Below are 25281 nucleotides of genomic sequence, written 5' to 3'. Positions count from 1 at the left end.
TTGTCCCTGAAACCTAGAACAGGCCCTTTAGCCGATAGGTCAGAACCAGCGAAATACAGGCCCTCACCTCTACGGCCGGAATTTCCCGGCCAGCGGAAAACAGAAGGCCGCGCTTGCCGTCGAACACGAACGTCTTCGGGTAGAGGTCCGTGATCCGCTCCGCTATCCTGGTCCGGCAGTTGAAAAACAGGCCACAAGTGTCCGGCATGGACTTCTTGACCGCCAGGCGTAAAGTGGTGCCGGACCGGGATGTTTCTGTCAGATAGGACGGTTCGCCCCATTTCAGGGTTTCACGCAACGGGCCGATCCGCGGATCCGCACCGGCAACCTGATAGACAAGCGCACGCAGCTCCAGCAGTCCATCCCGGACGGGAGGCGGGCAGTCAGCGAGATAGGCCGCAACGGAGGGAGCGGGAGCGGGCAATCGTGCGTCTGCAAAAATGTCAGCCGTCGCCGCTTTCTCCATCCAATCCTCCCTTTGGCGCCACCCTCAAATCAGAGCGATGCGATTGACCCCGGCGTCCTGCCGGAATAATGCCTGTTCAATCCGACCCGTCAAACCTTTGAGAGACAACCTTGCCGGACACTCCGACAAAATCCGACTTCGCCCCTTACGGACAGGCGCCTGTTCAGAACTGGCCGGTCATCCTTGAGACCCGGGGATGGAAGGACTATTGCCTGCTCGACATGGGCGAGGGACAGAAGCTGGAGAGATACGGCCGGTTCTCCATTGTCCGGCCCGAACCCCAGGCGATGGGCAGACGGAGTCTGAAACCTGCCGCATGGGAAAGGGCGAATGCCGTCTTTTCCGGCGACACGGAGGAAGAAGGCCCGGGCCGCTGGAAATTCTCCGGCAACGTTCCCGAGACCTGGGAGATGGCCTACGGTCCGGTGAAATATATCGGCCGGTTCATGTCGTTCCGCCATGTGGGCGTTTTTCCGGAACAGGCCGCGCACTGGGACTGGGTGAACGGCAAGATCCGCGCGGAACGGACGAAAAATCCGGACCGACCTTTGAAGATCCTCAACCTGTTCGGCTACACCGGGCTCGCCTCGCTGCTGCCGGCCACGGAAGGGGCGCAGGTGACCCATGTCGATGCCTCCAAGAAGGCGATCGGCTATGCCCGGGAGAACCAGGCGCTTTCCGGTCTGGAAGACCTGCCGATCCGCTGGATCTGCGAGGACGCGTCGAAATTCGTTGCCCGCGAGGTCCGGCGCGGCAACACCTATGACGGTATCATTCTCGATCCGCCGAAATACGGCCGCGGCCCGAAGGGCGAAGTCTGGGATATCTACACAAGCCTGCCGGAAATGCTCGACAACCTGCGCCAGCTTCTGGCCAAAGACGCGCTGTTCATGATCCTGACCGCCTATGCGATCAGGTCCAGTTTCCTCGCCATTCACGAGCTGATGGCCGAAACCCTGGAAAAGCAGGGCGGCCAGCTGGAATCCGGCGAACTGGTCATTCGCGAAGAGGACGGAAAGCGAGCCCTGTCCACGTCGCTGTTTTCCAGATGGAGCAGCCGATGAGCCAGAACGAAAAGCCACAGAGGGCCGGGGCGGTAAAGCAGGTCACCAGCCATTCCAATCCGATCGTCAAGGAAATCAAGGGTCTGGTCGCGCAGCGCAAGCATCGGACCCAGTCCGGGCTGTTCGTTGCCGAAGGGCTGAAGCTGGCAACCGACGCTATGGCCGCGGGCTGGGGCGTGCGCTACCTCGCCCTTGGGCCGGAAGCCCGGGACAATGCGGTTGCGCAGAAGGCAGCCGCCAATGCCAAGGCGCGCGGCGCTCTGATCCTGGAGGTCAGCACGGCGGTTCTGGCCGCCATGACCCGCAAGGACAATCCGCAAACGGTGGTCGGCGTCTATGAGCAGCAGTTGCTCACCGCCGAGCAGATCGACCCCGCCAAGGCAACCGTCTGGGTGGCGCTCGACCGGGTGCGCGATCCGGGAAATCTCGGCACCATCCTCCGCACCGCCGACGCGGTCGGCGCCTCGGGCGTGATGCTGGTCGGCGATTGCACCGACCCGTTCGCGGTCGAGGCGGTTCGCGCGACCATGGGATCGCTCTTCCATGTCCCGCTTGCCAGGCTCACCAAGGACCAGTTCAAGGCGCTTGCCGGGAAATGGCCGGGGGACGTCGTCGGCACCCACCTGAAAGGCTCCGTCGATTACCGCACACCGGAGTATACGGAGCCCGTTTTGCTTTTGATGGGCAATGAACAGCAAGGCCTTGAAGACGACATGGCCGCGGCTTGCTCGACCCTGATCCGGATCCCGCAGGTCGGCGAGGCGGACAGCCTCAACCTGGCCGTCGCCACCGGCATTTCGCTTTACGAAATCCGTCGAAAGCATCTGGAGCTTTGAAGAGAAATCACATGCGGCTTTTCGTTTTCGGCATCGGTTATTCCTCAAAAGCCTTCATCGAACGGGTCAAAGGCCGGTTCGACTGGATCGGCGGCACAACGCGCTCGGCCGAAAAGGCAGCCGCGCTTGAGGAACAAGGGATCCACGCCTTCGTGTTCGACGGTACCACGCCTGGAGACGGGATTGGCGATGCACTCGCCCGGGCGAGCCATGTGCTGGTGTCGATTGGCCCGAATGAGAGCGGCGATCCGGTTCTCAACACCCATGCGGACGAAATTGCCACTGCCCGCCCCGACTGGATCGGCTATCTGTCGACCGTCGGTGTCTATGGAAACCACGACGGCGCATGGGTCGACGAGGAGACGCCCTGCAAACCGGTCTCCAAACGGTCGGTGCAGAGGGTTACGGCCGAAAACGGCTGGCTGGCCTTTGCCGATGAAAACGCACTGCCGGTGCAGATCTTCCGTCTCTCCGGGATTTACGGGCCGGGGCGCAATGCGTTCGAAAATTTCCGGAAAGGCACGGCGCGCCGCCTGGTCAAGCCCGGACAGGTCTTCAACCGGATCCACGTTGACGATATCGCCGGTGTCCTGGAAGCGGCCATGGCGCAACCGTCGACGCGCATCTTCAATGTGACCGACGACGAACCCGCCCCACCCCAGGAAGTCGTCGCCTATGCCGCCGAGCTGCTCGGCGTCGAGCCGCCGCCCGAGATTCCTTTCGAAAGCGCGGATCTTTCTCCCATGGCCCGGTCCTTCTACGGGGAAAACAAACGGGTCTCGAATAGAAGGGTCAAGCAGGAGCTCGACTATACATTCCTGCATCCGAACTACCGAACCGCGTTACAGGCGCTCCGGGCGTCTTTTTGACAAGCATCGAAATACAATCCGCGGAGCGGTCTCTTTTCTTTCGCCCAGACTGCATCTTTTCCGGAAAACAATGTCTTCAGATGCGTTAAATTTGCACACTGAATAGCCAAAACATATTTATTAGATGAATATATTCAAATTTTATAGAAATACGGATTTCGAATTCTCAGAAATATTACAATTATTTTAGCCAAGACCGAAATTCCTCTAAACATCCTGCGAAGATACACCTATCGGTTGCCAAACTCGCGAAGATAGACCTAGTATTATTCCGTATTTTTTACGACCTATAATGACTTTCCCTTATGTCATTCTCATTTTGCACTGCAACTAAATACGCTGATTTTAAGTATGCCCTTCATTTTTATTGATCCATTATTAATTCTTTACTGGGATCGTATCCTTCATTCGGAAGGAGACAACGATGATTTCGAAAAAATGGTTGATGGGGCTGTGCCTGATCCCCCTCACATTTACGGCCGCATATTCCGCAGAGCCAACACCGCCCGACACGAATGCCCTGGTAACGCAGGACGTCATTTCCAAGGTCAGGGACTGGCTGGCCAATCCGATCGTCGGCCTTTCGATCAATACCCAGAACGATGTACGGGGCTCCCTGTCTCAAGCACAGATCGATGAGTTGGATCAGCAATGGCGCGCGGAGCGCGAAGCCGAAGACAAACCGCTGATCTCGGCAACCCTGACCGCACCGTTGTCCGTTTATCTCCTCCGGGTGCAGGCGCAGAACCTGGGACTTTACACCGAGATCTTCGTCATGGACGCGAATGGCCTCAATGTCGGCCAGAGCTCGATCACCAGCGATTACTGGCAGGGCGACGAAGCCAAGTTTCAGAAAACCTTCCCGGTTGCCAAGGATGCGGTGTTTATCGACGAACCCGAATGGGACGAGGACCGCAAGATCTGGCGGGCACAGGTCAACATGACCATTGCGGATCCCGAGACCGATAAGGCCATCGGCGCAGCAACGGTCGAAGTCAATCTTACCGAACTTCAGCGCCGCGCCGGTTTCGGCAGCTAACCGCGAGGGATCCGATGTTTGCGAATTTATCCGTATCCAAGAAAAGTGCAGTGGCATTTTTCTGCCTGGCGCTGATCGGTACCATTGCCGGCGGCTTCTCCTACTACAAGTCGGCTTCGGTCGCGAATTCCGTTAAGGTGACCACGAGCATCGGCCATGCCACCAACGACGCCATGAAGCTGGAGATGCTCATTCTTAATCAGGCATTGGCCTACAAGACCTTCCTGACAACCGGGGACCGCGCCCTGTTGACCCAGGCCGAAGGCTTCACTGCGCAAATCGATACGCTGTACGGCAAGATGAAATCCGACTTCGACACTCAGGCTCCCGCATCGATGCAGCAAAAGCTGGCCGCCATCGATGAGGCCTGGAAAGCGTGGCGAACGAATTTCATCGACAAACAGATCGATTTCATGCGCGATCCGAGCACGGTCGACATGGCCCGTGCACTCGAGTTGACCAAGGATCGGCAAAACCTTCTGGACGCCATCGAGAACGCGAACAGCGCCCTGCTTTCCGAACTGGACGGCAAACGGCAGGAAATGCTGGCCGACCAGGATTCCCAATTGCTGCAGGTCCAGTTGTTCGCCATCGGCAGCGCTCTGCTGATGGCCGTCTTCGCCGTCCTCATCGGCTTACTCAATCATACCCTGGTTTCCCGCCCGCTGGCCAAGCTCAGCGAGATCGTGCATGCGCTCGCCAAGGGCGATACGGATCAGCAGATCGATTTCGGGGACCGCAAGGACGAAATCGGCACCATGGGTTCCGCCCTCGGCATCTTCCGCATGAACCTGATCAAGAACAAGGATCTGGAAGAAGACGCGGCCCGGCAGCGTGAAAACGCGGAAGTCGAAAAGCGCGCCGAGATGGAACGGGTCGCAAGCGAGTTCGAGAGCACCGTTCTATCCATCAGCGAAGAGATGATCTCCGCGCTGGAAGGTCTCAACTCCCGGGCCGGAACGCTGTCGGAAATCGCGAACGGAACCACCGAACAGGCACTGTCCGTGTCGGCCGCCGCCGAGCAGGCAACCAGCAACGTCAACACCGTTGCGGGCGCGACCGAGGAACTCTCCGCGTCGATCCGGGAGATCTACGAGCAGGTCCGCTCGTCGTCCCGGCTCGCCGACGATGCATCGGCGGAAGTCGAACGCTCCAACCAGGCGGTCGCGACCCTGCAGCAGGTGGTCGCCAAGATCGGCGACGTCACCAGCCTGATCACCGACATCGCCGAGCAGACCAACCTGCTGGCCCTGAACGCCACAATCGAGGCCGCCCGCGCGGGCGACGCCGGCAAGGGCTTCGCGGTCGTTGCCTCCGAGGTGAAAGCACTGGCCGAACAGACGTCGAAGGCCACGGAAGAAATCGACCGCCAGATCTCCGAGATGCGCGGAGCCGCCGACGATTCGATTTCCGCAACAGAAAGCGTCGCCGAAATGGTTCGCTCGATCGCGGAAAAAGCGGCAAGCATGGCTCAGGCGGCCGAGCAGCAGAACGTCGCGACCAGCGAAATCGCAAGCAGCGTGACGGAGGCCGCGGACGGAACCCAAAGCGTTTCCAGGTCCATTTCCCAGGTCAGTTCCTCAGCGACCGAGACCGGCGGGCTGAGCGGCGAAATGCGGGAAGCGGTCCAACAGCTCCAGGGACGGTCGACAAGGCTGCGTGACGCCATGCACGATTTCCTGAAACAGGTCCGGGCCGCGTGACCTGACGGAAAAAGCAAAATAAAACGCCCGCATCGAGCTGCGGGCGTTTTTTTGTTCGGCCTTATTTCGGCGCGGGCACGATCCGGAGATACGGCTTCAGGGTTTTCCAGCCGCCCGGGAACTTTTCCTTGGCTTCCTCGTCGCTGACAGCCGGGACGATGATCACGTCCTCGCCGGACTTCCAGTTCGCCGGCGTTGCCACCTGATGCTTCGCGGTGAGCTGCAGGGAATCGATCACCCGAATGACTTCATCGAAATTCCGGCCGGTCGAGGCCGGATACTCGATCTTCAGCTTGATCTTCTTGTCCGGTCCGATGACGAACAGGGAACGGACGGTCAGCGTGTCGTTGGCGTTCGGATGGATCATGCCGTAGGCGGTCGCGACCTTCCGGTCCGGATCGGCGATCAGCGGAAAGTTCAGCGCGACGCCCTGGGTGTCCTTGATGTCGCCGATCCAGGCGCGGTGATCCTCGATCGGGTCCACGGACACACCGAAAACCTTCACGCCGCGCGCCGCGAACTCATCCTTCAGCTTGGCGGTCATGCCGAGTTCGGTGGTACACACCGGGGTAAAATCCTTCGGATGGGAAAACAGAACGGCCCAGGAGCCGTCGATCACCTCATGAAAGCGGATCGGACCATCGGTGGTCTCGACTTCAAAATCCGGCGCTTCGTCGCCAATCAGCAATGCGGGCATTATCACTTCCTCCGTTCGGACAAACATCCCCCCAAGGATGGGGAGTTCGGCCCATACCTAGCATATGCGCCCCCCGTTGAAAGTGCTTATTGCTCGACCCGCATTCCCTGCGGTTGACAGAGGCCCGTCACTTGCGCGAGCTTGCCGACGCATCTGCCGGCGCGGCAGCAACGACTTGGAAATTCAGGGAGCTTCCGATGACGACATGGTCGGTATATCTGTCCGGAGAAATCCATACGGACTGGCGCGAACGGATCATCGAAGGCGCGGAAAAACTAGGTCTGCCGGTCACGTTTTCCTCACCGGTCACGGATCACGACGCCAGCGACGATTGCGGGGCTTTCATCCTCGGCCATGAGGACAACAAGTTCTGGTACGACAACAAGGGCGCCAAGGTGAATGCGATCCGGACCCGGACGCTGATCGAGAAGTCGGATATCGTCGTTGTCCGGTTCGGCGACAAGTACAAGCAGTGGAACGCCGCCTTCGACGCGGGCTATGCGGCCGCGCTCGGCAAATCCCTGATCGTGATGCACGACCCGTCCCTGACGCACCCGCTCAAGGAAGTCGACGGGGCGGCCCTCGCGGTCACCGAAACGTCGGAACAGGTGGTGAGCGTGCTGCGTTATGTGATCAAGGGCGAACTGGATCGCTAAGAAATTGAAATTTCCCGCACCCCTTGAATTTCCGGTGCGGGACCCCATTTGAGACTACAAGGTGCAGCGCAGGGCATTTCAGTTATGAGCTCGTGCTGCCGTTCCTTGCCTGACAATTCATTAACTATCTTTACGGTAGTCTGCAGATCAGGCAAGCAATTGTTTTGGACGCTCTTCTTTACGGGCCTCCCATACCTTCAAACAAAACTGTCATGAAGACGTTGTGTTAACGAGGTAAGACGCCTCGATTTAGACGACGAAGATATAAATTTGGAAAGTACACAGTCATGTTGCACGGCAACGTAAAATGGTTCGACAACGGCCGGGGAATCGGCTCAATCGAACCCCAGGACGGCGAGGACATTCTCGTCGACATTTCGGCATTGCGCCGGTCCGGCATTGAAACGCTTCAAGAAGGCCAGCTTGTGGTCTTCGATCTTGAGTGGCGCCGCGGCAAGGCGATGGCCGAGGATCTGAAGGTCCTGTAAGCGGATCGAACAGATCGAATTAAAGGGGCGGTTTTCCGCCCTTTTTTATTTTTTACGGGAGAGCCTCCCTTTCGTTCCCCGTAAAATACAATAGAGTGTGGCGAACGGTCGGCACTGGTGCCGCCGAAGCAGCGCGGGATGAAAGACACGCATGACCGAACCAACATGCCGGGCCCTCCTGATCCATCCGCGCTTCATGGCTGGATCCTTCTGGAACTACGGCAAGACCTGCGAACTGGTCGGCGCGAAATATCCGGCTCCTCCGCTGGGGCTTATCACCGTTGCGGCCATGCTGCCGGAGACCTGGGAAGCCCGCCTCATCGACCGCAATACGGCGGAACTTGAAGACGCCGATCTGGAGTGGGCGGATATCGTCCTGACCGGCGGCATGCTGCCGCAACAGGCAGACACACTTCAGATCGTCCGTACCTGCCGCGCCAAGGGCATTCCCGTCGCCGTCGGCGGGCCGGACCCGACGACCAGCCCCGAACTTTATGAAGAGGCCGATTTCCGCATCATCGGCGAGGCCGAGGGCGTGATCGGCGAATTCCTGAGCGCCTGGGAAAACGGTACACGCTCGGGCACCTTCACAGCTGAAAAATTCAAGGCCGATGTCACGGCAACCCCCGCCCCGCGGTTCGACCTGCTGAACTTCGAAAACTATGTCCAGGTCAGCGTCCAGTTTTCCCGGGGCTGCCCGTTCACCTGCGAATTCTGCGACATCATCGAGCTTTACGGACGAAAGCCCCGCACCAAGAACGCAGACCAGATGCTGGCCGAACTGGACCGGCTCTACGCCCTCGGCTATCGGGGTCACGTCGATTTCGTCGACGACAACCTGATCGGCAACAAGAAGGCGGTGAAGGCGTTCCTGCCCCATCTGATCAAGTGGCAGAAAGAGCGCAACTATCCGTTCGAATTCTCCACCGAGGCGTCCCTCAATCTTGCCGACGACCCCGAACTTCTGCGCCTGATGCAGGAGGCGAGCTTCTTTTCCGTATTCATCGGCATCGAAAGCCCGGACCCGGACGTGCTCGTCGCGACCCGCAAGAAGCAGAACACCCGGCGGGACATTGCCAAGAGCGTGCACCGGATCTACGACGCCGGCATCTGGGTCCTGGCCGGCTTCATTGTCGGTTTCGATGAGGAAAACGACCGGGTCGCGGACGAAATTTCCAATCTGATCGAGGAAGCCGCCATTCCCGTCGCCATGACCGGGCTGCTTTACGCGCTTCCCACCACCCAGCTGACCCGGAGGCTGGCCAGGGAGGGCCGGCTGCATGCCGACTTCGGCATGGACGATCCGGAAACGGCCCACGGAGACCAGTGCACGGCCGGTCTGAACTTCCAGACCAAGCGTCCGCGGCAGGAGATCCTGCGCGATTTCCGGGAAATCATCGCCCGTGTCTATGCGCCGGAAGCCTATTTCGGCCGGGTCCGAAACGTCGCGCGCATGCTCAAGCTCGACGGTGCCAACGGATCGATCGTCAGCGCCGGCTTCTCCCATGACCTGAAACTCTTCGGCCGGCTGATCTGGTCCATGACCTTCACCAACAAGAGCTATCGCTGGCCATTCTGGCGGACCCTGATCGGCACCGCGCTGACCAATTTCCGGGCGATCAAACCGGTTCTGGAAATGATGGCGCTCTACGTCCATCTCGGCCCGTTCTCGTTGTTCGTCGTCGAGCAGATCGACCGGCAGATCGAAGAGATCGAATCCGGATCCTGGACGACCCCGGAACTTGTGGCAGCCGAATAGGCCGGAATCGGATCCCTGCACTCTTGCGGTTTCCTCTACGTCCGATTCTGTTAATCTCTGTGTGCTTCGGCATGAGAGTCGCCGACGGGACGGAGGATTGCGGATGAACTTGAAACGCGTTCTTGCAGCGGGCCTTGCGGCCGTCTTTCTCAGCGCGGCACCCGCCCTGTCGGCCGGATGCGGCAACGGGGCCTCCGGGTTTCCCGCGTGGCTTGCCCAATTCAAGGCCGAGGCGCCTCGATACGGACTGAAACCGAGCGCCGTGGAACGGGCTCTGAGCGGCGTTTCCTATAACAGCAAGGTCATCAAGCTGGACCGGTCGCAGCGTTCCTTCAAGCTGTCCTTCGAGCAGTTTTACCGGAAGCGCGTGAACAACGCGATGATCAACCGCGGCAGGCAGTTACAGCAGCGCTACGCCGGCATCTTCCGGAGAATCGAAAAACGCTACGGCGTGCCGGCCCCCGTCCTTCTGTCGATCTGGGGCCTGGAAACGAACTACGGCGGCTTCAGCGGCAACATGTCGGTGCTGCGGTCGCTGGCGACGCTCGCCTATGACTGTCGCCGCTCCCGGTTCTTCACCGAGGAACTGGTCGCCGCGATCCAGATCGTCCAGCGCGGCGACATGCGTCCGGAAGAAATGCGCGGCGCATGGGCCGGCGAGATCGGCCAGACCCAGTTTCTCGCCTCCAACTATATTAAATACGCCGTCGATTTCGACGGCAACGGCCGGAGGGACCTGATCCGCTCATCCCCGGACGCTCTGGCCTCGACCGCAAATTATCTGAAAGCCCATGGTTGGCGCAGGGGCCAGGGATGGGGCCCGGGCACAGCCAATTACAATGTCCTGAAACAGTGGAACAAGGCGACCGTCTACCAAAAAACCATTGGCGTCATGGCGTCGAAAATCGCCGAACAGGGATAGTTTCATTCCGATGCCAACCCTCGACGGACCGCGTCTTTCGCCTGCCTCCGGCGGAAAAGCCACCCGGCTCGTCGTCTTCCTGCACGGCTACGGTGCCGACGGCGCGGACCTGATCGATATAGGCCGGGCCTGGGCGGAGGTTCTGCCGGACGCGGCTTTCGTTGCTCCGGATGCGCCCGAACCGTTGCCCTTCGAGGCGCTCGGCGGGCGGCAGTGGTTTGCCCTGACCGAGCGGGACATGCGCGAATACCGCCTGGGCGTAGACGCCGCGCGCCCGGTGCTGGACGCATTTTTGGATGCGGAACTCGACCGCTGGCAGGTCGATGCCTCCGAACTCGCGCTCGTCGGCTTCAGCCAGGGCGCGATGATGGCCTTGCACACGGGGCTACGCCGGAAAACCCCGCCGGCGGCCATTCTGGCCTACTCCGGTCTGCTTGCCGGTCCCGACCGGCTGGACGACATACAAACGACAAGTCCGGTGCTGCTGGTCCACGGCAGCGAAGACGATGTCGTCCCACCCTACCATCTGCCGGTCTCGCGGGATGCATTGATCGACCGGGGCGTCGAGGTCGAAAGCCATTTGCTGGATGGGCTCGGCCACTCCATCGATGAGCGCTGCATGGTTTTAGGCGGCCGGTTTCTGAAAGCCGCGTTTTCCGGTCCTTGAAAGACCGGCGTTTACGTCCTGTTAACCCGGCTAACCGCATTGTTAATGTCTGTAGCGTCGGCAGAAGGCCGTGCGCCTTTGCACTTGCGGCCAGGATCAAGCCATTGCAGCTTTCCATCGAGACAACGACGCAAAGCACAAGCATCCTGAGTGCCTCCTTCTCCTCAGGCGGCGGCTCGAAATCGCCCCTGGACCCGTCCGGAAAAGACACCGGCAAAGCCCCTTCCGTCAGCCTTCTGGAATCCGCTTCCAAGAAAGCGGAAGAAGATGCGGTCGTGATCGCAGCCCTTCAGGCCGCGGTCGAAAAGGGCAAGGGCGAAACGGAAGAGGATGCCAACAAGACCGCACTTGCCACCGCCGACGAATACAGGGAAACGGCCGGTAAGATCAAAACCGCCCTTGGTCACGATGACGGCAGCGGAAAAACGTCATCCATCGCCTATGAGAGCGCAACCATAACCACAACGACCATCGAGGCGGAAATCGACGGCAACACGCTTTCGGCACAGTACGTTTCCTTTGAGCGCCAGTCCTACGACAGTGCCACCGGTCTCTCGGTCCGCTCGGCGAACGCAACCAACATCGACGCCGACTTCGGCAATGTCGCCGCCAGCTACCAGAATGCCTCGGTCAGCTCGCTCTATGCCGGCACCGGCGACCAGATCGGCAACCTGCTCCAGGGCCTCGCCTGAGCTTCTCAACCGCTCCTACGCATTCCTACCCCTTGAGCCCCCTATTCGGCTCCTGTACATCCGTTCCGGGTTCCAGTTTGATAGGAACGAGCTAGGAGACGTGTTTCCGTGAACAATCTGAAGGCAGAACTTCTGCGTGGCCTGTGGTACGTCGCCTGCCCCGGATCGGAGATCAAGCCGGGCAAGATGATCGGCAAGAAGCTGATGGGGGAACCGGTCCTTCTCGGACGGGCCGCCGACGGCAAGGTCTTCGCTCTGCGCGACATCTGTCCGCACCGGGGCATCCCGCTCCGCCACGGCTGGTTCGACGGCGAACACGTGCAGTGCTGCTATCACGGCTGGAAGTTCGACACGGACGGCATCTGCGTCGACATTCCCTCCACGCACGAATACCAGACCATCGATTTTTCCAAGATCACCTGCGGCGCCTATTCGATCGTCGAACAGCAGGGACTGATCTGGATCTACTTCTCCGAAAACGGCGAGAAGCCGGAAGACGGCCGCCAGCCGGCGCCACCCATGCTGCCGGACTTCGGCGTCCATGACGCACCCAGCGTCGCCATCATGCAGCCGTTCATCTGTTCGGTCGACCATGCCGCCCTCGGCCTGATGGACCCGACCCACGCGGCCTTCGTCCATACCTCCTGGTGGTTCAAGAAGGAGGGCACGAAGCTTCGGCCGAAGGAAAAGCAGTTCGAGCCGTCCGATCTCGGCTGGGCCATGGTGCGCCACAAAATTCCGCCGCAGAACATCGCCTATCGGAAACTGCTCGGCGACAATGTCACGACCGAAATCAGCTACCGGCTGCCGGGGCTCAGGATCGAGCACATCAAAGGCGACAAGCATTCCGTGGTCGGCCTGACCACCATCACGCCGGTAACGGAAGACGAAACCGAAGTGCGGCAGATGTTCTGGACCACCATGGGCTGGGTCAAGCCCTTGAAACCGCTTGTGCGCCACCTGATGAACGTCTTCCTCGGCCAGGACCGGCGGGTCGTCATCCAGCAGCGCGAGGGACTGGAATACAATCCCAAGCTCATGCTGATCAACGACGCGGACACACAAGGCCGCTGGTGGATGCAGCTCAAGGAAGAATGGACCAGTTCCCAGGAAGAGAAGCGGGAGTTCGACAATCCGGTGAAGGCGAAGACCCTGCGCTGGATGAGCTGAGCAGGCGTTCGCCTCTAAACGTTGTAGCCGTATTTGGCGAGCACATCCCGAACGCCTTCGGCGTCCCGGAACCCGCGTCGCACATCCTCGAGAATCGCACCGACCCCGTCTTCGGTCGACGGTATGTCGTCGTAATGCAAGTCGTCCGGCGTGAGCATGATGTAGCCGCCGTCATTATGGCTGTAGGCCAGCTTGACGTCGTCTCCATAGTCCTCCTTGAGCTGCCGCTCGGTATCGACCAGTTTCATGAAGCTTTCGACATCCTGCCGGAAATAGGCCTCGCCAAGATCAATCGGAATCTTCAGCGGGTTGCCGTGGTTCCATTCGCCTTCCTGCTGCCATACGGTGACGGGCATGTAGAGCGAACTGCCGTCCGGCACCGGAATGACCGGTGTACTTTCCGTCTCCTGCATGCGCAGGCGCGGCGCCCCTTCCTCATCGCTCAAGATCTGGGCAAGGATTTCCGGCGTATAGGACAGCTTGCCCGGCACGGTTCGCAGCAGGGAAACGCCTTCGCGGTTGTCGACGCTGTGACCGGAGACGGTCACGTCCACACCGCCAACCTGTTTCACGACAGGCTCGGCACGCGGCGCAGGCTTAGCCGAACCGGAAGAGAGTGGTGCCCCCTCTCCCTGAAGCACAAGAAAGGTATCCGTGCTGGCGTTCAAGGCCGGCGGCCGGGCAGGATTTGCCGGAGCGACCGTCTCGTCGGCATTTCCTGCCGCCGTCCCCGGCCTCCCCGCCGAACCGCCCGCAGTTGGGTCTTCCCCCCCTGCAACCTTAGTGTTTCCAACGCCATACCAGACAGCGGAGGAGGCAGCCCCAGCTCCTGCAATACTCATCGGATGATGTCCCTGCGTTTCTGTACTGTCAGAAATAGCAAGGGCCATGCCAATTGCATCCATAGGCTGCGGCCGGTGAAAGTTACGCCACCTTCAGATAGGCCGCGATGATGTCGCGGGCGGCTTTCAGGTCGTCGCGGTGGATCATTTCGGTGACCGTGTGGATGTAGCGGGTGCCGACCACGATGCCGACCGCCTTGGCGCCGGCCGCGGCCTGTTGGGCGGCCGCCCCATCCTGACCGCCGGCGCGCAGCATGGTGCGCTGGAACGGGATCTTTTCCTTCTCGGCGATCGCCTCGATTTCCCTGACCAGGTCCCGGTCGGCAATGAAGCTCGAATCCTTCACGTGCAAGCCGAAGCCTTCGCCCTGGACCGTGGTGCGGTCCTGCTCCGGCACGCCAGGCGTGTCGCAGGCGAGCGTCGTGTCGATGCCAAGGCCGATATCCGGCTTGACCGCGAAGCTTGCGGTGCGCGCGCCGCGCAGGCCGACTTCTTCCTGACAGGTGAAGGCGACATGGATCTCGCAGGCATGCTTGGCCTTGCCCAGCGCGCGGATCGCCTCGATGCCGAGCCAGCAGGCAATGCGGTTGTCGAGGGCCTTGGACACGATCTTATCGCCGATCTCGATCAGCGGCTCGTCCATGGTCACCATGTCGCCGATGCGGACCTTGTCCTTCGTTTTTTCGCCAAGGCCCAGATCGACGACGAAGTCATGGGGCTCCGGCACCTTCTTGCGCTCTTCCGGCGAAGAGATGTGGATCGGCTTGCCGCCCGGGTTCATCACGCCCTTCAGATCGCCATCGTCGGTGGACACCAGCACCCGGCGGGAGAACAGGTTGCGCGCATCGAAGCCGCCGACCGGCTGGACGTGGACGAAGCCCTTGTCGGTGATATGGGAGACCAGAAAGCCGATCTCGTCCATATGGCACAAAAGCATGACCTTCTTCGGCTGCTCGCCCTTTTTCGGCGCCTTGCGCGCGTCCCGTCGGCACAGGAGCGAGCCCATGGGATCGACCGTGACCTCGTCGAACAGCCCCTTGACCTCGGACAGGATCAGATCGCGGATCCTGTGTTCATGGCCGGGAACGCCTGGGGTTTCGCACAGGCGGCGCAGAAGATCGATATTCATAAAAGGTCCTGTCGGTTGGGTGGAATTTGGCTCGGATCTTAATCGGTCCCGGAGACCGGGCCAACCCATCCCTTGTGGATGGAAAAGAAGGAACGAATTGGACGAACGGCTTTGGCATAATTTAAACCAATTCGGCGTGACAATGCCGCCAATTCCCTTCCCGGAAACCCGCCATGCGCGTATGAGAGCGAGGTGCCCCGGAAGGCACGCATAGGGTCATGGAACATGTGCCGGCTCGCCGCTTATCTCGGAACTGAAATTCCTCTTGAGAACATCATCGCCAGGCCCAGGCATTCCCTGCTTGTGCAAAGTCTCGATGCGCAGGAGGCGAAGCTGCGCGTGAACGGTGACGGTTTCGGGATCGCCTGGTACGGTCATCTGCCGGAGCCCGGCCTGTTCAAGGACGTCCTGCCGGCCTGGGCGGACACGAACCTGCGCAGCATCTGCCGGCTGGTGCGGTCGCCCCTGTTCCTGGCCCATGTCCGCGCCGCCACGACGGGCGCGACCTCGCGGGACAATTGTCATCCCTTCACCTACGGGTCCTGGTCGTTCATGCACAACGGCGGCATCGGCGACTTTCCGCTGATCCGTCGGGACATGGAACTCCTGATCCCCGATCCCTACTACGGCGCCCGGCGCGGGACCACGGATTCGGAACTGTTCTTCCACCTGCTCCTGACCAACGGCCTTGAGACCGATCCCTTGCAGGCGCTTCGAATATCGATCGCCCAGGTGCTGGAACTGGTGGACCGGCACCGGGCGACGGAAAAGCCGGTGCGGCTCACCTGCGTCTTTTCCGAAGGGACGCGCATCTTCGCCTTCCGCTATTCCAATGACGGTCAGGCTCCGTCCCTTTACCGGTCCGATAACCTGGATCACGGCGGGCGGGCCGTTGCCTCCGAACCGCTGGAAGGCCAGTGCGCCCGCTGGAAGCCCTTGCTGGAAAACATGCTGCTTGAAATCAGCGCAGAAGGAACAATCGAGCTGCCGCTTCTGGCCGACGGGGCGCTTGCAGACCCAGCTCCCGGGGCTGCCGCGGTTCCGGTTCAGGAGCGTGCTGCCGCAGGCCCCGCGTAACCGCAGATTGCCATGCCCTTGTCGCAATTGGGCGCAAAGCTGATGACATTCCGGCAGAGGGACCTTCCCGGCCACGAAGAACACCCGATTTGTTTTAACAGTTGAAGGGGGAACGAAATTGGCCCGCAAGAAGCATTTCATACTTTCCATCGACGGCGGCGGCATCCGCGGCCTGATCCCCCTGCGTATCCTGGAATCCATCGAAAGCCGGATGGCGCACAGAGGCGTTATTCTTCCCATGCATGCCTGTTTCGACCTGATGTGCGGCACCTCGACCGGCGGATTGATCGCGGCCGGACTGTCGGCCCCGAAATCGGGCGGGCGCAAGGGCGAGGCCGTGGCCACCATCGCCGATCTGCGGACCCTGTTCGAAACGGAAGCGCGCGACATCTTCACGCCGAGCATGCGCTATCGCCTGGCCCGGTTCATCGCCAACCCCTTTACCTTCTACGACGAGAAGCTGGATGCTCGGCCGCTGGAGCGGCTGTTGAAGGAACGCTTCGGCTGGACGTCGATCGCAAGCGCCATGACCCACCTCGTCCTGACGGCCTATGACATTGAAAACCGCAAGCCGGTCTTCATGTCCAACACCCCGCAACACAACGGTGCGGCCCCGGATGATTATTACATCTGGCAAGCGGTACGCGCCGCCACGGCCGTGCCCTGCTTCTTCGAACCGGCGCGGGTGGAAAACCTGACGAGCAAACGAGAAGAGGCGCTGATCGACGGCGGCGTGTTCCTGAACGATCCTTCCATCGCCGCCTATATCGAGGCACGCAAGCTCGGCTGGGACGCGGAGGATATCGTGATCCTTTCCCTGGGCACCGGCCATGCGCCGGAGCACGCCTTCCCTTACGCGGAAGCTTCCGCCTGGGGCGCGCCCGGCTGGTTCTCCGCTGCCAAGGGCGCGCCGCTTCAGGCGATCGCCACCCATGGCCAGTCCGCAACCACGTCCTATCAGGCCGAGTGGCTGTTCGGAGAAATGGGCAAGACCCGGTTCATCCGTCTGGACGGCGTACTGCCGGCGGACGCGGAGGACATGGGCAACGCCCGGCCCGGCAACATGATCACCCTCAACGGCACGGCAGACCGGATCATTCGCGACCGGACCATCCTGCTGGACGAACTGGCCGAGATGCTGATCGACGCAAAGGCGCCGCCGGTGGCGGATGATAAAGAAATTGTAAACGCGGCGTGAGTGAAGCTTAGGGAGATTGCGTTTCCCGGCCGAATCACGCGGAGCAAGCTGGACATGACGATTTTCAGATCGCCAAACATCAGGCTATGTGCGGCCATATCGACGCGACGTCGTCGCGCGTCCGCCGGCGCCGGGTTCGGCCTTCTGTGCCTGTCCGCTTTCGCCGGAACACCCGCCGGTGCTGTCTCGTCTCCGCCGCCACCCGCTCCCAAACCCGAAGCGAACGCTCTTCTGCAGATGGCCGCCGTTCCCGTGCCGAGGCCGAAGGCGGCTCTTTCCGAAGAAGGCAAGGCAACGCCTTATGACCGTTCCGGCCAGCTGGTGCTGCGCGGCGATCAGCCGGCCAAATTCTACTTCGGCGCCATGAAAGGGCCGGCGCATCTGAAAGCGCGTTCGATCGGCTCTTATGCCAAGGGCTGCCTGGCCGGCGCGGAACCACTACCGATCGACGGCGCCGCGTGGCAGGTGATGCGTCTGTCACGAAACCGGAACTGGGGACACCCGGATCTGATCGAATTCATGGAAGACCTGGCGAACGACGCGCCCAAGCTCGGCTGGCGCGGATTGCTGGTCGGCGACATCGCGCAGCCGCGCGGCGGACCGATGACCTCGGGACACGCCAGCCATCAGATCGGCCTCGACGCCGATATCTGGCTGACCGAAATGCCGGACCGCCGCCTGTCGCGGCAGGAGCGCGAGGATATCTCCGCCGTCTCGATGCTCAAGGGTCCTCTTGACGTCAAGGGCGCCGACCGGACCGTGGATCCGAAGAAATGGACCGACACGCGCGCGCGCCTGATCAAGCGGGCGGCCAGCGACAAACGGGTTGCGCGGATCTTCGTCAACCCGGCGATCAAGAAGGCCCTGTGCGACTATGAAAAAGGTCCTGACCGGTCCTGGCTGCGCACGGTACGCCCCTGGTGGGGACACCACTATCACTTCCATGTCCGCATGAACTGTCCTGCCGGCAACCGCAGCTGCAAGGACCAGAACCCGCCGCCGCCCGGAGACGGCTGCGGCAAGGAACTCACCTGGTGGCTGTCCGACGAGCCCTGGGTGCCCAAGAAGCCGAAGGATCCGAACAAGAAGGTCGTGAAGAAGAGACCTCTCGCCCTGGCGGCGTTGCCCAGCGCCTGTGAGGACGTCCTGACGGCCAACTAGGTTTCTGACCCTATCCGGCCGCAGGCGCCCGCGACAGTTGTGCGTCGGGAAGGAACATGGCGCGCATCATGTTGCGGAAGAGCAGCACCTGCTGCGGCAGGATCCTCGGCGTACCAAGGGCCTTGGACATGACGATGCCCCCCTCCAGAATGGTCGAGACCATATCCGCCAGAACGTCCAGATCAATCTCCTCCCGGGGCGGATAGCGGGCCGAAATATCCTCAAAGATCGCGCGGAAGCGGGCGCGCCAGCCGAGTACGGCATTGCGGTTCAGTTCGCGCACCGTGTGGTCGAACAGCCGTTCCTGATAGCAATAGGTCGCAATCAGGCAGCCGGGATGGCCCTCAGGCAGATCCTCAACCGTTCGCGCAAGCAGCTTCAGGCTGATCAGAAAGGCCTGCAGGGGATCGTCGGCCAGATCCCTGCCCCGGTCGAAGATATCATCGAGCAGCTTTTCCTCTTCCTCGATGTAATCCTCCAGGAGCGCCCGGGCCAGTTCTCCCTTGTCCTTGAAGTGGTAGAAGAAGCCGCTCTTGGTGATGTTCACTTCGGCGATCAGCTCGTCGATGGACGTCGCCCCGAAACCCTTTTCAAGAACGGAAACCTTAGCCGCCTCCACAAGCCGCTGCCGGGTGTTCGGTGCCTTGTTCATGAACGCCTCTCAAATCCTCATCCCGGCAATACTGTACCGCCGGTACAGTTATTTCGACAGACGGACTGCGACCATAGGTGTCAAAAATCGCGACTACTTCTATAGGCGATTGATATTATTATGAAATCAGAATCTCGAAAGGCACTTGACCGCAAGCCTTCTAGATTGTGATGCAGTGCTCGGCGACAGTCACGGCCACCGGAACGGGACCTGCCGTTCCCCAACCGAACCGAACGGATGAGCCAGAATGACCCCCATGACACCCGAAACTTCGCAAGTCCTGCCGCATCAATCAGAGCGACTGTTCCTGACCGATGGCGGCCTGGAAACCAGCCTTGTCTTCCTGGACGGCGAGGACCTCCCCCTGTTTGCCGCCTTTACCCTGCTGCGCAACAGCGCCGGGCGGGAAAAACTGAAGGACTATTTCCGCCCCTATGCGGACCTGGCCGTTCGGAGCCGGTCCGGCTTTCTCCTGGAAAGCGCGACGTGGCGCGCCAATCCGGACTGGGCGGCAGAGCTCGGCTACAGCGATGTCGCGCTCGATGCCGCAAACCGGGAAGCCATCGAGATGCTGCGGGAACTCGCCGACGAATACAAAACGGCGGAAAGTCCGTTTCTTATCAGCGGCTGCATCGGCCCGCGCGGCGACGGCTACGTGGTCGATAAACTGATGAGCGTCGACGAAGCCCGCCGCTATCATGCCCGGCAGGTCGAGGTCTTTGCCGACGCCGGCGCCGACATGGTGACGGGCCTGACCATGACCAATGTGGAGGAAGCGACCGGCATCGCGCTCGCAGCCATTGAGACCTGCATTCCTCCGGTGATCTCGTTCACCGTGGAAACGGACGGGCACCTCCCCTCCGGCATGCCGCTTGGCGACGCCATCCAGGCGGTCGACGCGGCCACCGGAAACGGCCCGGCCTATTACATGATCAACTGCGCGCACCCCACCCATTTCGCGCAAGTGCTGGAAGCAGGCGGGGACTGGGTCAAACGCATCGGCGGCATCCGGGCGAATGCCTCCACGCTAAGCCACGCGGAGCTGGACGCCTGCGAGGAACTGGACATCGGCGATCCGCAGGATCTTGCCGCGCGCTACCGCACAATCCTGGATGCCATGCCCTGGGTGCGGGTCGTTGGCGGTTGCTGCGGGACCGACCATCGCCACATCTCGGCGATCAGCCACACCTGCTGCCAGGGGGCTGCCGCATGAGCGATCTTCTGGAAAGGCCCGTCACCTACAGGCGCGGAACGGCTGCCGATGCCCGCGACATCGCCCGGCTGTTTCTCATGTCATCCGATGGCTTGGCGGAATATATCTGGCGGAAGATCGATCCGGAGGCGTCCGATATCCTGTCCGTCGGCGAACAGCGCTATGCCCGGAAAGGGGTGGATTTCGGCTACGGCAACTGCCTGCTGGCGGATGCGGGCGGTGAGATTGCCGGAATGATACACGGCTACTCCATGGCCGACGGTCCCGGAGAACCGGACACCGATCCGGTTCTGCGCCCCTATTCGGAACTCGAACATCCGGGCAGTTTCTATATCGCCGGGCTGGCGGTCCACGAACGGCACCGACGCTCCGGCATCGGCCGCGACCTGATGAAGCTGGCCGAGGTACAGGCACGGAAGCTCGGGCACGTTGTCATCAGCCTGATCTGCTTTGCCGAAAACAAGGCTGCCATGAGCCTCTACGAGGCGCTCGGCTACCGGGAAACGGACCGCCAGGCCATCGTGCCCTGCCCGCTCCTGAAATACGAGGAAGGCGAGGCCGCCCTGCTGGTCAAGGATCTTGGTCAAGTGCCGGTGTAAAAACGAAAGGCGGCGGGGCTTCCATTCTGCCCCGCCCGCCGACCTCAATTCTTCGGTGGCACAGGCCGATCGTCGAGCACAAGGGTCATCAGGAGCAGATCCAGCCACTGGCCGAACTTCATCCCCACCTGCGGCAGACGGCCTGTGATTTCGAAACCGCACTTCTGGTGCAGGGCAACGGAAGCGGCATTTTCCCCATCGACCGCGCCGACAAGCACGTGATTGCCGTCCGCCCTGGCCTGCTCGATCAGCCGGGCCAGCAAGGTCTTGCCGATGCCCTTGCCGCGTGCCTCCGGCGCCACATAGATCGAATGTTCCATGGTCAGACGATAGCCTTCCTTCGCCCGGAACGGGCCGTAGGAGCCGTAGCCGGCGACCGTGCCGTCTTCCGTTTCCGCGACAATGATCGGAAGACCGGCTGCCTGGCGCGCATCGAACCAGGCGCGCCTGTCTTCCAGGGTGTCCAGCTTGTCTGTCCAGATCGCCTTCAGCGTCCGGACCGCGTCGTTGTGAATATCAAGCAGCGCCGGGAGGTCGGCGTGTGTTGCGGGTCTTATGTGCATGAGAAGCTCTTTGAGATTAGATATCCTTACTCTAAACTAGAAAAACGAAAAAGAAATTATTGTATCGATAAGAATATCTAATGGATATCAATCAGCTTAAGGCCTTCGACCGGGTCGCCCGGGACGGCAGTTTCACCAAGGCGGCCGCACGTTTGAACGTGACCCAGGCAACCATTTCCATGCGGATCCGCGCATTGGAAACGGAGGTCGGCGCACAGCTTTTCGTGCGCGGCCGGCATGTGCACCTGACCGACCAGGGAATCGGTTTCCTGCCCTATTGCCGGCGCGTTCTCGGCCTTTTGCAAGAGGCCCGCGAGACCCTGAGGCGCGCGGAACGGGGCCGGCTTGCGGTCGCCTCGCTGGCAACCATGATCATGCCGCTGGTCAGCAACGCCCTGCTCCGCTTCCAGCGCAACAACCGGGAGATCGACGTGGTCATCCGCGACGGCCGGCACAACCAGATCGCCGCCATGCTGCACGAACGGGAGGTGGAACTGGCCGTCATGTGCTGGCCCAATCTCGATCCGCTTCTGACCAGCGTCGAACCGCTTCTTGTAATCCGCGAGGATGTGCCGCTGGTGGCGTCTCCGGAGCTGGCAAAGGCCTTCGGTCCCTCGCCGTCGGTGGCCGAAATCCTGGAAAAGGCGCCGCGCTACCTGAACCTGAACTGGTGGCAGATCGCTCCGCCGGCGGCCATCTCTATCGCGCTGTCCGCACCGGTGCGGGTGGAACTGCCCACCGATCCGGGGCGCAGTCTGGTGGAAGCCGGAGAGGGCGTCGGTTTCTTTGTCCGTTCCTCCGTTGCGGATGCCCTCAGGGACGGACGCCTTGTGGAAATAGAGCCAAAGGACGAGGAACCGCTGTTCCGGGACATTGCCCTGACCGTCCGCAACACGGAGGCGATGGAGCAGGTGCACCTGATGGAGTTTGCCAAGGAAATTGCCGTAGAGGGCAGGAAGCTCGGCCGGGTGCTGAAGGATACGTTGCAAGACCTGGAATGAACCGACATCTGCCCGTTGCGGGCCACAGAAACGGCGTTTTCAGATCCGGCGACCCGGCCATTTGCTATTAAACGCGAAAAACCCGCTGATACCGGGGCCACAGGCCCACCAAATCCCTTTGCGATCCGCTTACTCGGTGATAAACGAGCGCCATGACGACCCAGACGCTTTCCAACATCCGCAATTTCTCGATCGTTGCCCACATCGACCACGGCAAGTCGACGCTCGCCGACCGCCTGATCCAGATGACCGGCACGATGACCGACCGCGAAATGACCGAACAGGTGCTCGATTCGATGGATATCGAGCGCGAACGCGGCATCACGATCAAGGCCCAAACCGTCCGGCTGATCTACAACGCCAAGGACGGCAAGCAGTATACGCTGAACCTGATCGACACCCCGGGCCACGTCGACTTCGCCTATGAGGTCTCCCGTTCGCTCGCGGCCTGTGAAGGCTCGTTGCTGGTGGTGGACGCCAGCCAGGGCGTGGAGGCGCAGACGCTTGCCAACGTCTACCAGGCGATCGACAACGACCACGAGATCGTCACCGTCCTCAACAAGATCGACCTGCCCGCGGCCGAACCGGACCGGATCAAGGAGCAGATCGAGGACGTGATCGGCATCGACGCGTCCGAGGCCTGCATGATTTCGGCGAAGACCGGGCTTGGCGTGGACACAGTACTGGAAGCGATCGTCAACAAGCTGCCGGCGCCGCAGGGCGATCCGGACGCCACCTTGAAGGCGATGCTGGTCGACAGTTGGTACGACACCTATCTCGGCGTGATGGTGCTGGTGCGCGTTATCGACGGCTCGCTGAAAAAGGGCCAGAAGATCAAGATGATGGGCACGGGGGCTGCCTATGACGTCGACCGTGTCGGCGTGATGACGCCCAAGTTCCTGCAGGTCGACGAACTCCATGCCGGCGAGATCGGTGTGATTACCGGCTCGATCAAGGAAGTCGCCGATACCCGCGTCGGCGATACCATCACCCTGGAAAAGAAACCCTGCGCGGAAGCCCTGCCGGGCTTCAAGCCGGCCCAGCCGGTGGTGTTCTGCGGACTGTTCCCGGTCGATGCCAACGACTTCGAGGATCTGCGCTCCGCCATGGGCAAGCTGCGGCTCAACGACGCCAGCTTCTCCTACGAGATGGAGACCTCCGCCGCGCTGGGTTTCGGCTTCCGCTGCGGCTTTCTCGGCTTGCTTCACCTGGAAATCATCCAGGAACGCCTGTCGCGCGAATTCGACCTCGACCTGATCGCCACCGCGCCTTCGGTGGTCTATCAGATGACGCTCACCGACGGATCGGAAGTGGAGCTGCACAATCCGGCGGACATGCCGGATCTGGTCAAGATCTCCGAAATCCGCGAACCGTGGATCCGGGCGACGATCATGACGCCGGACGAGTATCTCGGCGGCATCCTCAAACTTTGCCAGGAACGGCGCGGCATCCAGGTGGACCTGTCCTATGTGGGCTCGCGCGCCATGGTCGCCTACGACCTGCCCCTCAACGAGGTCGTGTTCGACTTCTACGACCGGCTGAAGTCGATCTCCAAGGGCTATGCCTCCTTCGATTATCAGCTGTCCGACTATCGCGCCGGCGATCTCGTGAGAATGTCGATCCTGGTCAACGAAGAACCGGTCGACGCGCTTTCCGTGCTCGTCCACCGCTCCCAGGCGGACCGGCGCGGCCGGGCCATGTGCGAGAAGCTGAAGGAACTGATCCCGCGGCACATGTTCAAGATCCCGATCCAGGCGGCCATCGGCGGCCGTGTGATCGCCCGCGAAACCATCTCGGCCCTGCGCAAGGACGTGACCGCCAAGTGCTACGGCGGCGACGCCACCCGTAAACGCAAGCTTCTGGAAAAGCAGAAGGCAGGCAAGAAGAAGATGCGCCAGTTCGGCAAGGTGGAAATCCCGCAGGAAGCCTTCATCCAGGCCCTCAAGATGGATGAGTGAGAAACCGGTTGCCGCTTCGCGGCAAGCCGATGATCCGGTGAATCATCGGCAGGTTTCGAACGGGTGGGAGCTGCCAGCGGCAGCGGGTCCCACCCAAACGGGTTGCGAACGCCCGTGAGTGTAAGCGAAGCGTCGAACGGGCCGAACCGGCAGGTTTCGAACGGGCGGGAGCTGCCGGAGGCAGCGGGCCCTGCCCCATAGCGAGCTGCGAACGCCCGCAAGACAATAAGGCAAACGGAGCCGTCACGATGACCGAAACCCAATTGCGCGAGCGCGCGGATAACAAATGCGAGCTTTGCGGCGCGAGCGATGGGCTTGCCATGCTTCCGGTCGGGCCGGACAGCGACGGCAGCGCGGACAGGGCGATCCTTGCCTGTGCGACCTGCGCCGGCCAGATCGACGGCAGCGCGGAGCTTGACGGCAATCACTGGCATTGCCTGAACGAAAGCGCCTGGAGCCAGGTGCCGCCGGTGCAGGTGACCGCCTGGCGGATGCTGAACCGGCTCTCCGGGGAGACCTGGGCGCGGGACCTGCTGGACATGCTCTATCTGGAAGACGAGACGCTCGCCTGGGCCAAGGCAGGCGCGACCGACACTTCCTCAAGTGATGACGACGCCGTCGTCCACAAGGACACCCATGGTGCTGTGCTTGCCGCCGGCGATACGGTGACGCTGATCAAGGATCTGAAGGTCAAGGGCGCCAATTTCACCGCCAAGCGCGGCACGGCGGTGCGCAACATCGCGCTGGTTCACGACAATCCGGAGCAGATCGAGGGCCGGGTCAACGACCAGCGGATCGTGATCCTGACGGAATTCGTCAAGAAGTCCTGAAACTGCGGGCCGATCCCAGGATCGGCCCGC

The 25281-nt window shown here is 61.2% G+C and carries 26 protein-coding genes; 20 read left to right on the top strand and 6 right to left on the bottom strand.

Features of this window, described 5'->3' with window-relative positions:
* Positions 1 to 13: 13 nt before the first annotated feature.
* Complete coding sequence (locus ACN0SO_RS05405; protein ID WP_417675344.1) at positions 14 to 466, bottom strand: DUF1801 domain-containing protein; 453 nt, start codon at positions 464 to 466, stop codon at positions 14 to 16.
* A 110-nt stretch (positions 467 to 576) separates the two neighbouring features.
* Between ACN0SO_RS05405 and ACN0SO_RS05400 the strand changes: the two genes are divergently transcribed.
* From ACN0SO_RS05400 to ACN0SO_RS05380, 5 genes are all read left to right on the top strand, one after another.
* Positions 577 to 1530: a class I SAM-dependent methyltransferase gene (locus tag ACN0SO_RS05400; protein ID WP_417675342.1), complete on the top strand. Its 954-nt coding sequence runs from the start codon at positions 577 to 579 to the stop codon at positions 1528 to 1530.
* Positions 1527 to 2366 carry a TrmH family RNA methyltransferase gene (locus tag ACN0SO_RS05395; protein ID WP_417675340.1) on the top strand — a complete coding sequence of 280 codons (840 nt, stop codon included), beginning with the start codon at positions 1527 to 1529 and terminating at the stop codon, positions 2364 to 2366. Before ACN0SO_RS05400 ends, ACN0SO_RS05395 begins: the two co-directional genes overlap by 4 nt.
* An 11-nt stretch (positions 2367 to 2377) precedes the next feature.
* Complete coding sequence (locus ACN0SO_RS05390; protein ID WP_417675338.1) at positions 2378 to 3235, top strand: SDR family oxidoreductase; 858 nt, start codon at positions 2378 to 2380, stop codon at positions 3233 to 3235.
* 424 nt (positions 3236 to 3659) lie between these two features.
* A complete protein-coding gene (locus tag ACN0SO_RS05385; RefSeq protein WP_417675336.1) occupies positions 3660 to 4274 on the top strand; it encodes a hypothetical protein in 615 nt (204 codons plus the stop codon).
* Positions 4275 to 4324: 50 nt separating this feature from the next.
* A complete protein-coding gene (locus ACN0SO_RS05380) occupies positions 4325 to 5977 on the top strand; it encodes a methyl-accepting chemotaxis protein (protein WP_417675334.1) in 1653 nt (550 codons plus the stop codon).
* 61 nt (positions 5978 to 6038) lie between these two features.
* Here the strand turns inward: ACN0SO_RS05380 and ACN0SO_RS05375 are convergent, their stop codons facing one another.
* The gene (locus ACN0SO_RS05375) at positions 6039 to 6674 is read right to left on the bottom strand and encodes a peroxiredoxin (protein WP_417675332.1); all 636 of its coding nucleotides are present in this window, start codon (positions 6672 to 6674) and stop codon (positions 6039 to 6041) included.
* A 197-nt stretch (positions 6675 to 6871) separates the two neighbouring features.
* Here ACN0SO_RS05375 and ACN0SO_RS05370 point away from each other — a divergent pair, with 197 nt between their 5' ends.
* From ACN0SO_RS05370 to ACN0SO_RS05340, 7 genes are all read left to right on the top strand, one after another.
* Complete coding sequence (locus ACN0SO_RS05370; RefSeq protein ID WP_417675330.1) at positions 6872 to 7330, top strand: YtoQ family protein; 459 nt, start codon at positions 6872 to 6874, stop codon at positions 7328 to 7330.
* Positions 7331 to 7617: 287 nt separating this feature from the next.
* Entirely contained in the window at positions 7618 to 7818 is a 201-nt protein-coding gene (locus tag ACN0SO_RS05365; protein ID WP_417675328.1) for a cold-shock protein, read from the top strand.
* 151 nt (positions 7819 to 7969) lie between these two features.
* Positions 7970 to 9577 carry a B12-binding domain-containing radical SAM protein gene (locus ACN0SO_RS05360; protein WP_417675326.1) on the top strand — a complete coding sequence of 536 codons (1608 nt, stop codon included), beginning with the start codon at positions 7970 to 7972 and terminating at the stop codon, positions 9575 to 9577.
* 103 nt (positions 9578 to 9680) lie between these two features.
* Positions 9681 to 10499: a lytic murein transglycosylase gene (locus ACN0SO_RS05355; protein WP_417675324.1), complete on the top strand. Its 819-nt coding sequence runs from the start codon at positions 9681 to 9683 to the stop codon at positions 10497 to 10499.
* A 10-nt stretch (positions 10500 to 10509) separates the two neighbouring features.
* Complete coding sequence (locus ACN0SO_RS05350; RefSeq protein WP_417675322.1) at positions 10510 to 11166, top strand: alpha/beta hydrolase; 657 nt, start codon at positions 10510 to 10512, stop codon at positions 11164 to 11166.
* Between the two features lie 104 nt (positions 11167 to 11270).
* Complete coding sequence (locus ACN0SO_RS05345; RefSeq protein ID WP_417675320.1) at positions 11271 to 11858, top strand: hypothetical protein; 588 nt, start codon at positions 11271 to 11273, stop codon at positions 11856 to 11858.
* A gap of 108 nt (positions 11859 to 11966) precedes the next feature.
* The gene (locus ACN0SO_RS05340; protein ID WP_417675318.1) at positions 11967 to 13028 is read left to right on the top strand and encodes a Rieske 2Fe-2S domain-containing protein; all 1062 of its coding nucleotides are present in this window, start codon (positions 11967 to 11969) and stop codon (positions 13026 to 13028) included.
* Between the two features lie 14 nt (positions 13029 to 13042).
* On the opposite strand, the gene ACN0SO_RS05335 is transcribed toward ACN0SO_RS05340, so the two are convergent.
* A complete protein-coding gene (locus ACN0SO_RS05335; protein ID WP_417675316.1) occupies positions 13043 to 13600 on the bottom strand; it encodes a hypothetical protein in 558 nt (185 codons plus the stop codon).
* 352 nt (positions 13601 to 13952) lie between these two features.
* The gene (locus ACN0SO_RS05330; RefSeq protein ID WP_417675314.1) at positions 13953 to 14999 is read right to left on the bottom strand and encodes a M42 family metallopeptidase; all 1047 of its coding nucleotides are present in this window, start codon (positions 14997 to 14999) and stop codon (positions 13953 to 13955) included.
* 225 nt (positions 15000 to 15224) lie between these two features.
* Here ACN0SO_RS05330 and ACN0SO_RS05325 point away from each other — a divergent pair, with 225 nt between their 5' ends.
* From ACN0SO_RS05325 to mepA, 3 genes are all read left to right on the top strand, one after another.
* The gene (locus ACN0SO_RS05325; RefSeq protein ID WP_417675312.1) at positions 15225 to 16076 is read left to right on the top strand and encodes a class II glutamine amidotransferase; all 852 of its coding nucleotides are present in this window, start codon (positions 15225 to 15227) and stop codon (positions 16074 to 16076) included.
* 118 nt (positions 16077 to 16194) lie between these two features.
* The gene (locus tag ACN0SO_RS05320) at positions 16195 to 17274 is read left to right on the top strand and encodes a patatin-like phospholipase family protein (protein ID WP_417675310.1); all 1080 of its coding nucleotides are present in this window, start codon (positions 16195 to 16197) and stop codon (positions 17272 to 17274) included.
* 54 nt (positions 17275 to 17328) lie between these two features.
* Entirely contained in the window at positions 17329 to 18435 is a 1107-nt protein-coding gene (gene mepA / locus ACN0SO_RS05315) for a penicillin-insensitive murein endopeptidase (protein WP_417675308.1), read from the top strand.
* 10 nt (positions 18436 to 18445) lie between these two features.
* Here mepA and ACN0SO_RS05310 read toward each other — a convergent pair whose 3' ends face one another.
* Positions 18446 to 19087, bottom strand: coding sequence for a TetR/AcrR family transcriptional regulator (locus ACN0SO_RS05310; RefSeq protein WP_417675306.1), 642 nt, complete (start codon positions 19085 to 19087; stop codon positions 18446 to 18448).
* Positions 19088 to 19343: 256 nt separating this feature from the next.
* On the opposite strand from ACN0SO_RS05310, the gene ACN0SO_RS05305 reads away from it, so the two are divergent.
* Both ACN0SO_RS05305 and ACN0SO_RS05300 read left to right on the top strand, forming a co-directional pair.
* A complete protein-coding gene (locus ACN0SO_RS05305) occupies positions 19344 to 20300 on the top strand; it encodes a homocysteine S-methyltransferase family protein (protein ID WP_417675304.1) in 957 nt (318 codons plus the stop codon).
* Complete coding sequence (locus tag ACN0SO_RS05300) at positions 20297 to 20899, top strand: GNAT family N-acetyltransferase (RefSeq protein WP_417675302.1); 603 nt, start codon at positions 20297 to 20299, stop codon at positions 20897 to 20899. The genes ACN0SO_RS05305 and ACN0SO_RS05300 overlap by 4 nt, the downstream gene beginning before the upstream one ends.
* A 44-nt stretch (positions 20900 to 20943) precedes the next feature.
* On the opposite strand, the gene ACN0SO_RS05295 is transcribed toward ACN0SO_RS05300, so the two are convergent.
* A complete protein-coding gene (locus tag ACN0SO_RS05295; protein WP_417675300.1) occupies positions 20944 to 21462 on the bottom strand; it encodes a GNAT family N-acetyltransferase in 519 nt (172 codons plus the stop codon).
* An 80-nt stretch (positions 21463 to 21542) separates the two neighbouring features.
* On the opposite strand from ACN0SO_RS05295, the gene ACN0SO_RS05290 reads away from it, so the two are divergent.
* The 3 genes from ACN0SO_RS05290 to ACN0SO_RS05280 all read left to right on the top strand — a co-directional run bounded on the left by ACN0SO_RS05290 (position 21543) and on the right by ACN0SO_RS05280 (position 25251).
* The gene (locus ACN0SO_RS05290; RefSeq protein WP_417675298.1) at positions 21543 to 22463 is read left to right on the top strand and encodes a LysR family transcriptional regulator; all 921 of its coding nucleotides are present in this window, start codon (positions 21543 to 21545) and stop codon (positions 22461 to 22463) included.
* A 152-nt stretch (positions 22464 to 22615) separates the two neighbouring features.
* Entirely contained in the window at positions 22616 to 24421 is a 1806-nt protein-coding gene (lepA, locus tag ACN0SO_RS05285) for a translation elongation factor 4 (RefSeq protein ID WP_417675296.1), read from the top strand.
* Positions 24422 to 24669: 248 nt separating this feature from the next.
* Positions 24670 to 25251: a PhnA domain-containing protein gene (locus ACN0SO_RS05280; RefSeq protein ID WP_417675294.1), complete on the top strand. Its 582-nt coding sequence runs from the start codon at positions 24670 to 24672 to the stop codon at positions 25249 to 25251.
* Positions 25252 to 25281 lie beyond the last annotated feature (30 nt).

This window comes from Roseibium sp., assembly GCF_048260565.1.
GTDB lineage: Bacteria > Pseudomonadota > Alphaproteobacteria > Rhizobiales > Stappiaceae > Roseibium.
Note: the sequence above shows the minus strand (reverse complement) of the source record. Positions and strands in the feature narration are given on the sequence as shown.

Excerpts from the sequence above, each read along its gene's own strand:
- ACN0SO_RS05405 (WP_417675344.1), bottom strand. The coding sequence starts at position 466 with ATGGAGAAAGCGGCGACGGCTGACATTTTTGCAGACGCACGATTGCCC.
- ACN0SO_RS05395 (WP_417675340.1), top strand. The coding sequence starts at position 1,527 with ATGAGCCAGAACGAAAAGCCACAGAGGGCCGGGGCGGTAAAGCAGGTC.
- ACN0SO_RS05390 (WP_417675338.1), top strand. The coding sequence starts at position 2,378 with ATGCGGCTTTTCGTTTTCGGCATCGGTTATTCCTCAAAAGCCTTCATC.
- ACN0SO_RS05385 (WP_417675336.1), top strand. The coding sequence starts at position 3,660 with ATGATTTCGAAAAAATGGTTGATGGGGCTGTGCCTGATCCCCCTCACA.
- ACN0SO_RS05375 (WP_417675332.1), bottom strand. The coding sequence starts at position 6,674 with ATGCCCGCATTGCTGATTGGCGACGAAGCGCCGGATTTTGAAGTCGAG.
- ACN0SO_RS05370 (WP_417675330.1), top strand. The coding sequence starts at position 6,872 with ATGACGACATGGTCGGTATATCTGTCCGGAGAAATCCATACGGACTGG.
- ACN0SO_RS05365 (WP_417675328.1), top strand. The coding sequence starts at position 7,618 with ATGTTGCACGGCAACGTAAAATGGTTCGACAACGGCCGGGGAATCGGC.
- ACN0SO_RS05360 (WP_417675326.1), top strand. The coding sequence starts at position 7,970 with ATGACCGAACCAACATGCCGGGCCCTCCTGATCCATCCGCGCTTCATG.
- ACN0SO_RS05355 (WP_417675324.1), top strand. The coding sequence starts at position 9,681 with ATGAACTTGAAACGCGTTCTTGCAGCGGGCCTTGCGGCCGTCTTTCTC.
- ACN0SO_RS05350 (WP_417675322.1), top strand. The coding sequence starts at position 10,510 with ATGCCAACCCTCGACGGACCGCGTCTTTCGCCTGCCTCCGGCGGAAAA.
- ACN0SO_RS05330 (WP_417675314.1), bottom strand. The coding sequence starts at position 14,999 with ATGAATATCGATCTTCTGCGCCGCCTGTGCGAAACCCCAGGCGTTCCC.
- ACN0SO_RS05325 (WP_417675312.1), top strand. The coding sequence starts at position 15,225 with ATGTGCCGGCTCGCCGCTTATCTCGGAACTGAAATTCCTCTTGAGAAC.
- mepA (WP_417675308.1), top strand. The coding sequence starts at position 17,329 with ATGACGATTTTCAGATCGCCAAACATCAGGCTATGTGCGGCCATATCG.
- ACN0SO_RS05310 (WP_417675306.1), bottom strand. The coding sequence starts at position 19,087 with ATGAACAAGGCACCGAACACCCGGCAGCGGCTTGTGGAGGCGGCTAAG.
- ACN0SO_RS05305 (WP_417675304.1), top strand. The coding sequence starts at position 19,344 with ATGACACCCGAAACTTCGCAAGTCCTGCCGCATCAATCAGAGCGACTG.
- ACN0SO_RS05300 (WP_417675302.1), top strand. The coding sequence starts at position 20,297 with ATGAGCGATCTTCTGGAAAGGCCCGTCACCTACAGGCGCGGAACGGCT.
- ACN0SO_RS05295 (WP_417675300.1), bottom strand. The coding sequence starts at position 21,462 with ATGCACATAAGACCCGCAACACACGCCGACCTCCCGGCGCTGCTTGAT.
- ACN0SO_RS05290 (WP_417675298.1), top strand. The coding sequence starts at position 21,543 with ATGGATATCAATCAGCTTAAGGCCTTCGACCGGGTCGCCCGGGACGGC.
- lepA (WP_417675296.1), top strand. The coding sequence starts at position 22,616 with ATGACGACCCAGACGCTTTCCAACATCCGCAATTTCTCGATCGTTGCC.
- ACN0SO_RS05280 (WP_417675294.1), top strand. The coding sequence starts at position 24,670 with ATGACCGAAACCCAATTGCGCGAGCGCGCGGATAACAAATGCGAGCTT.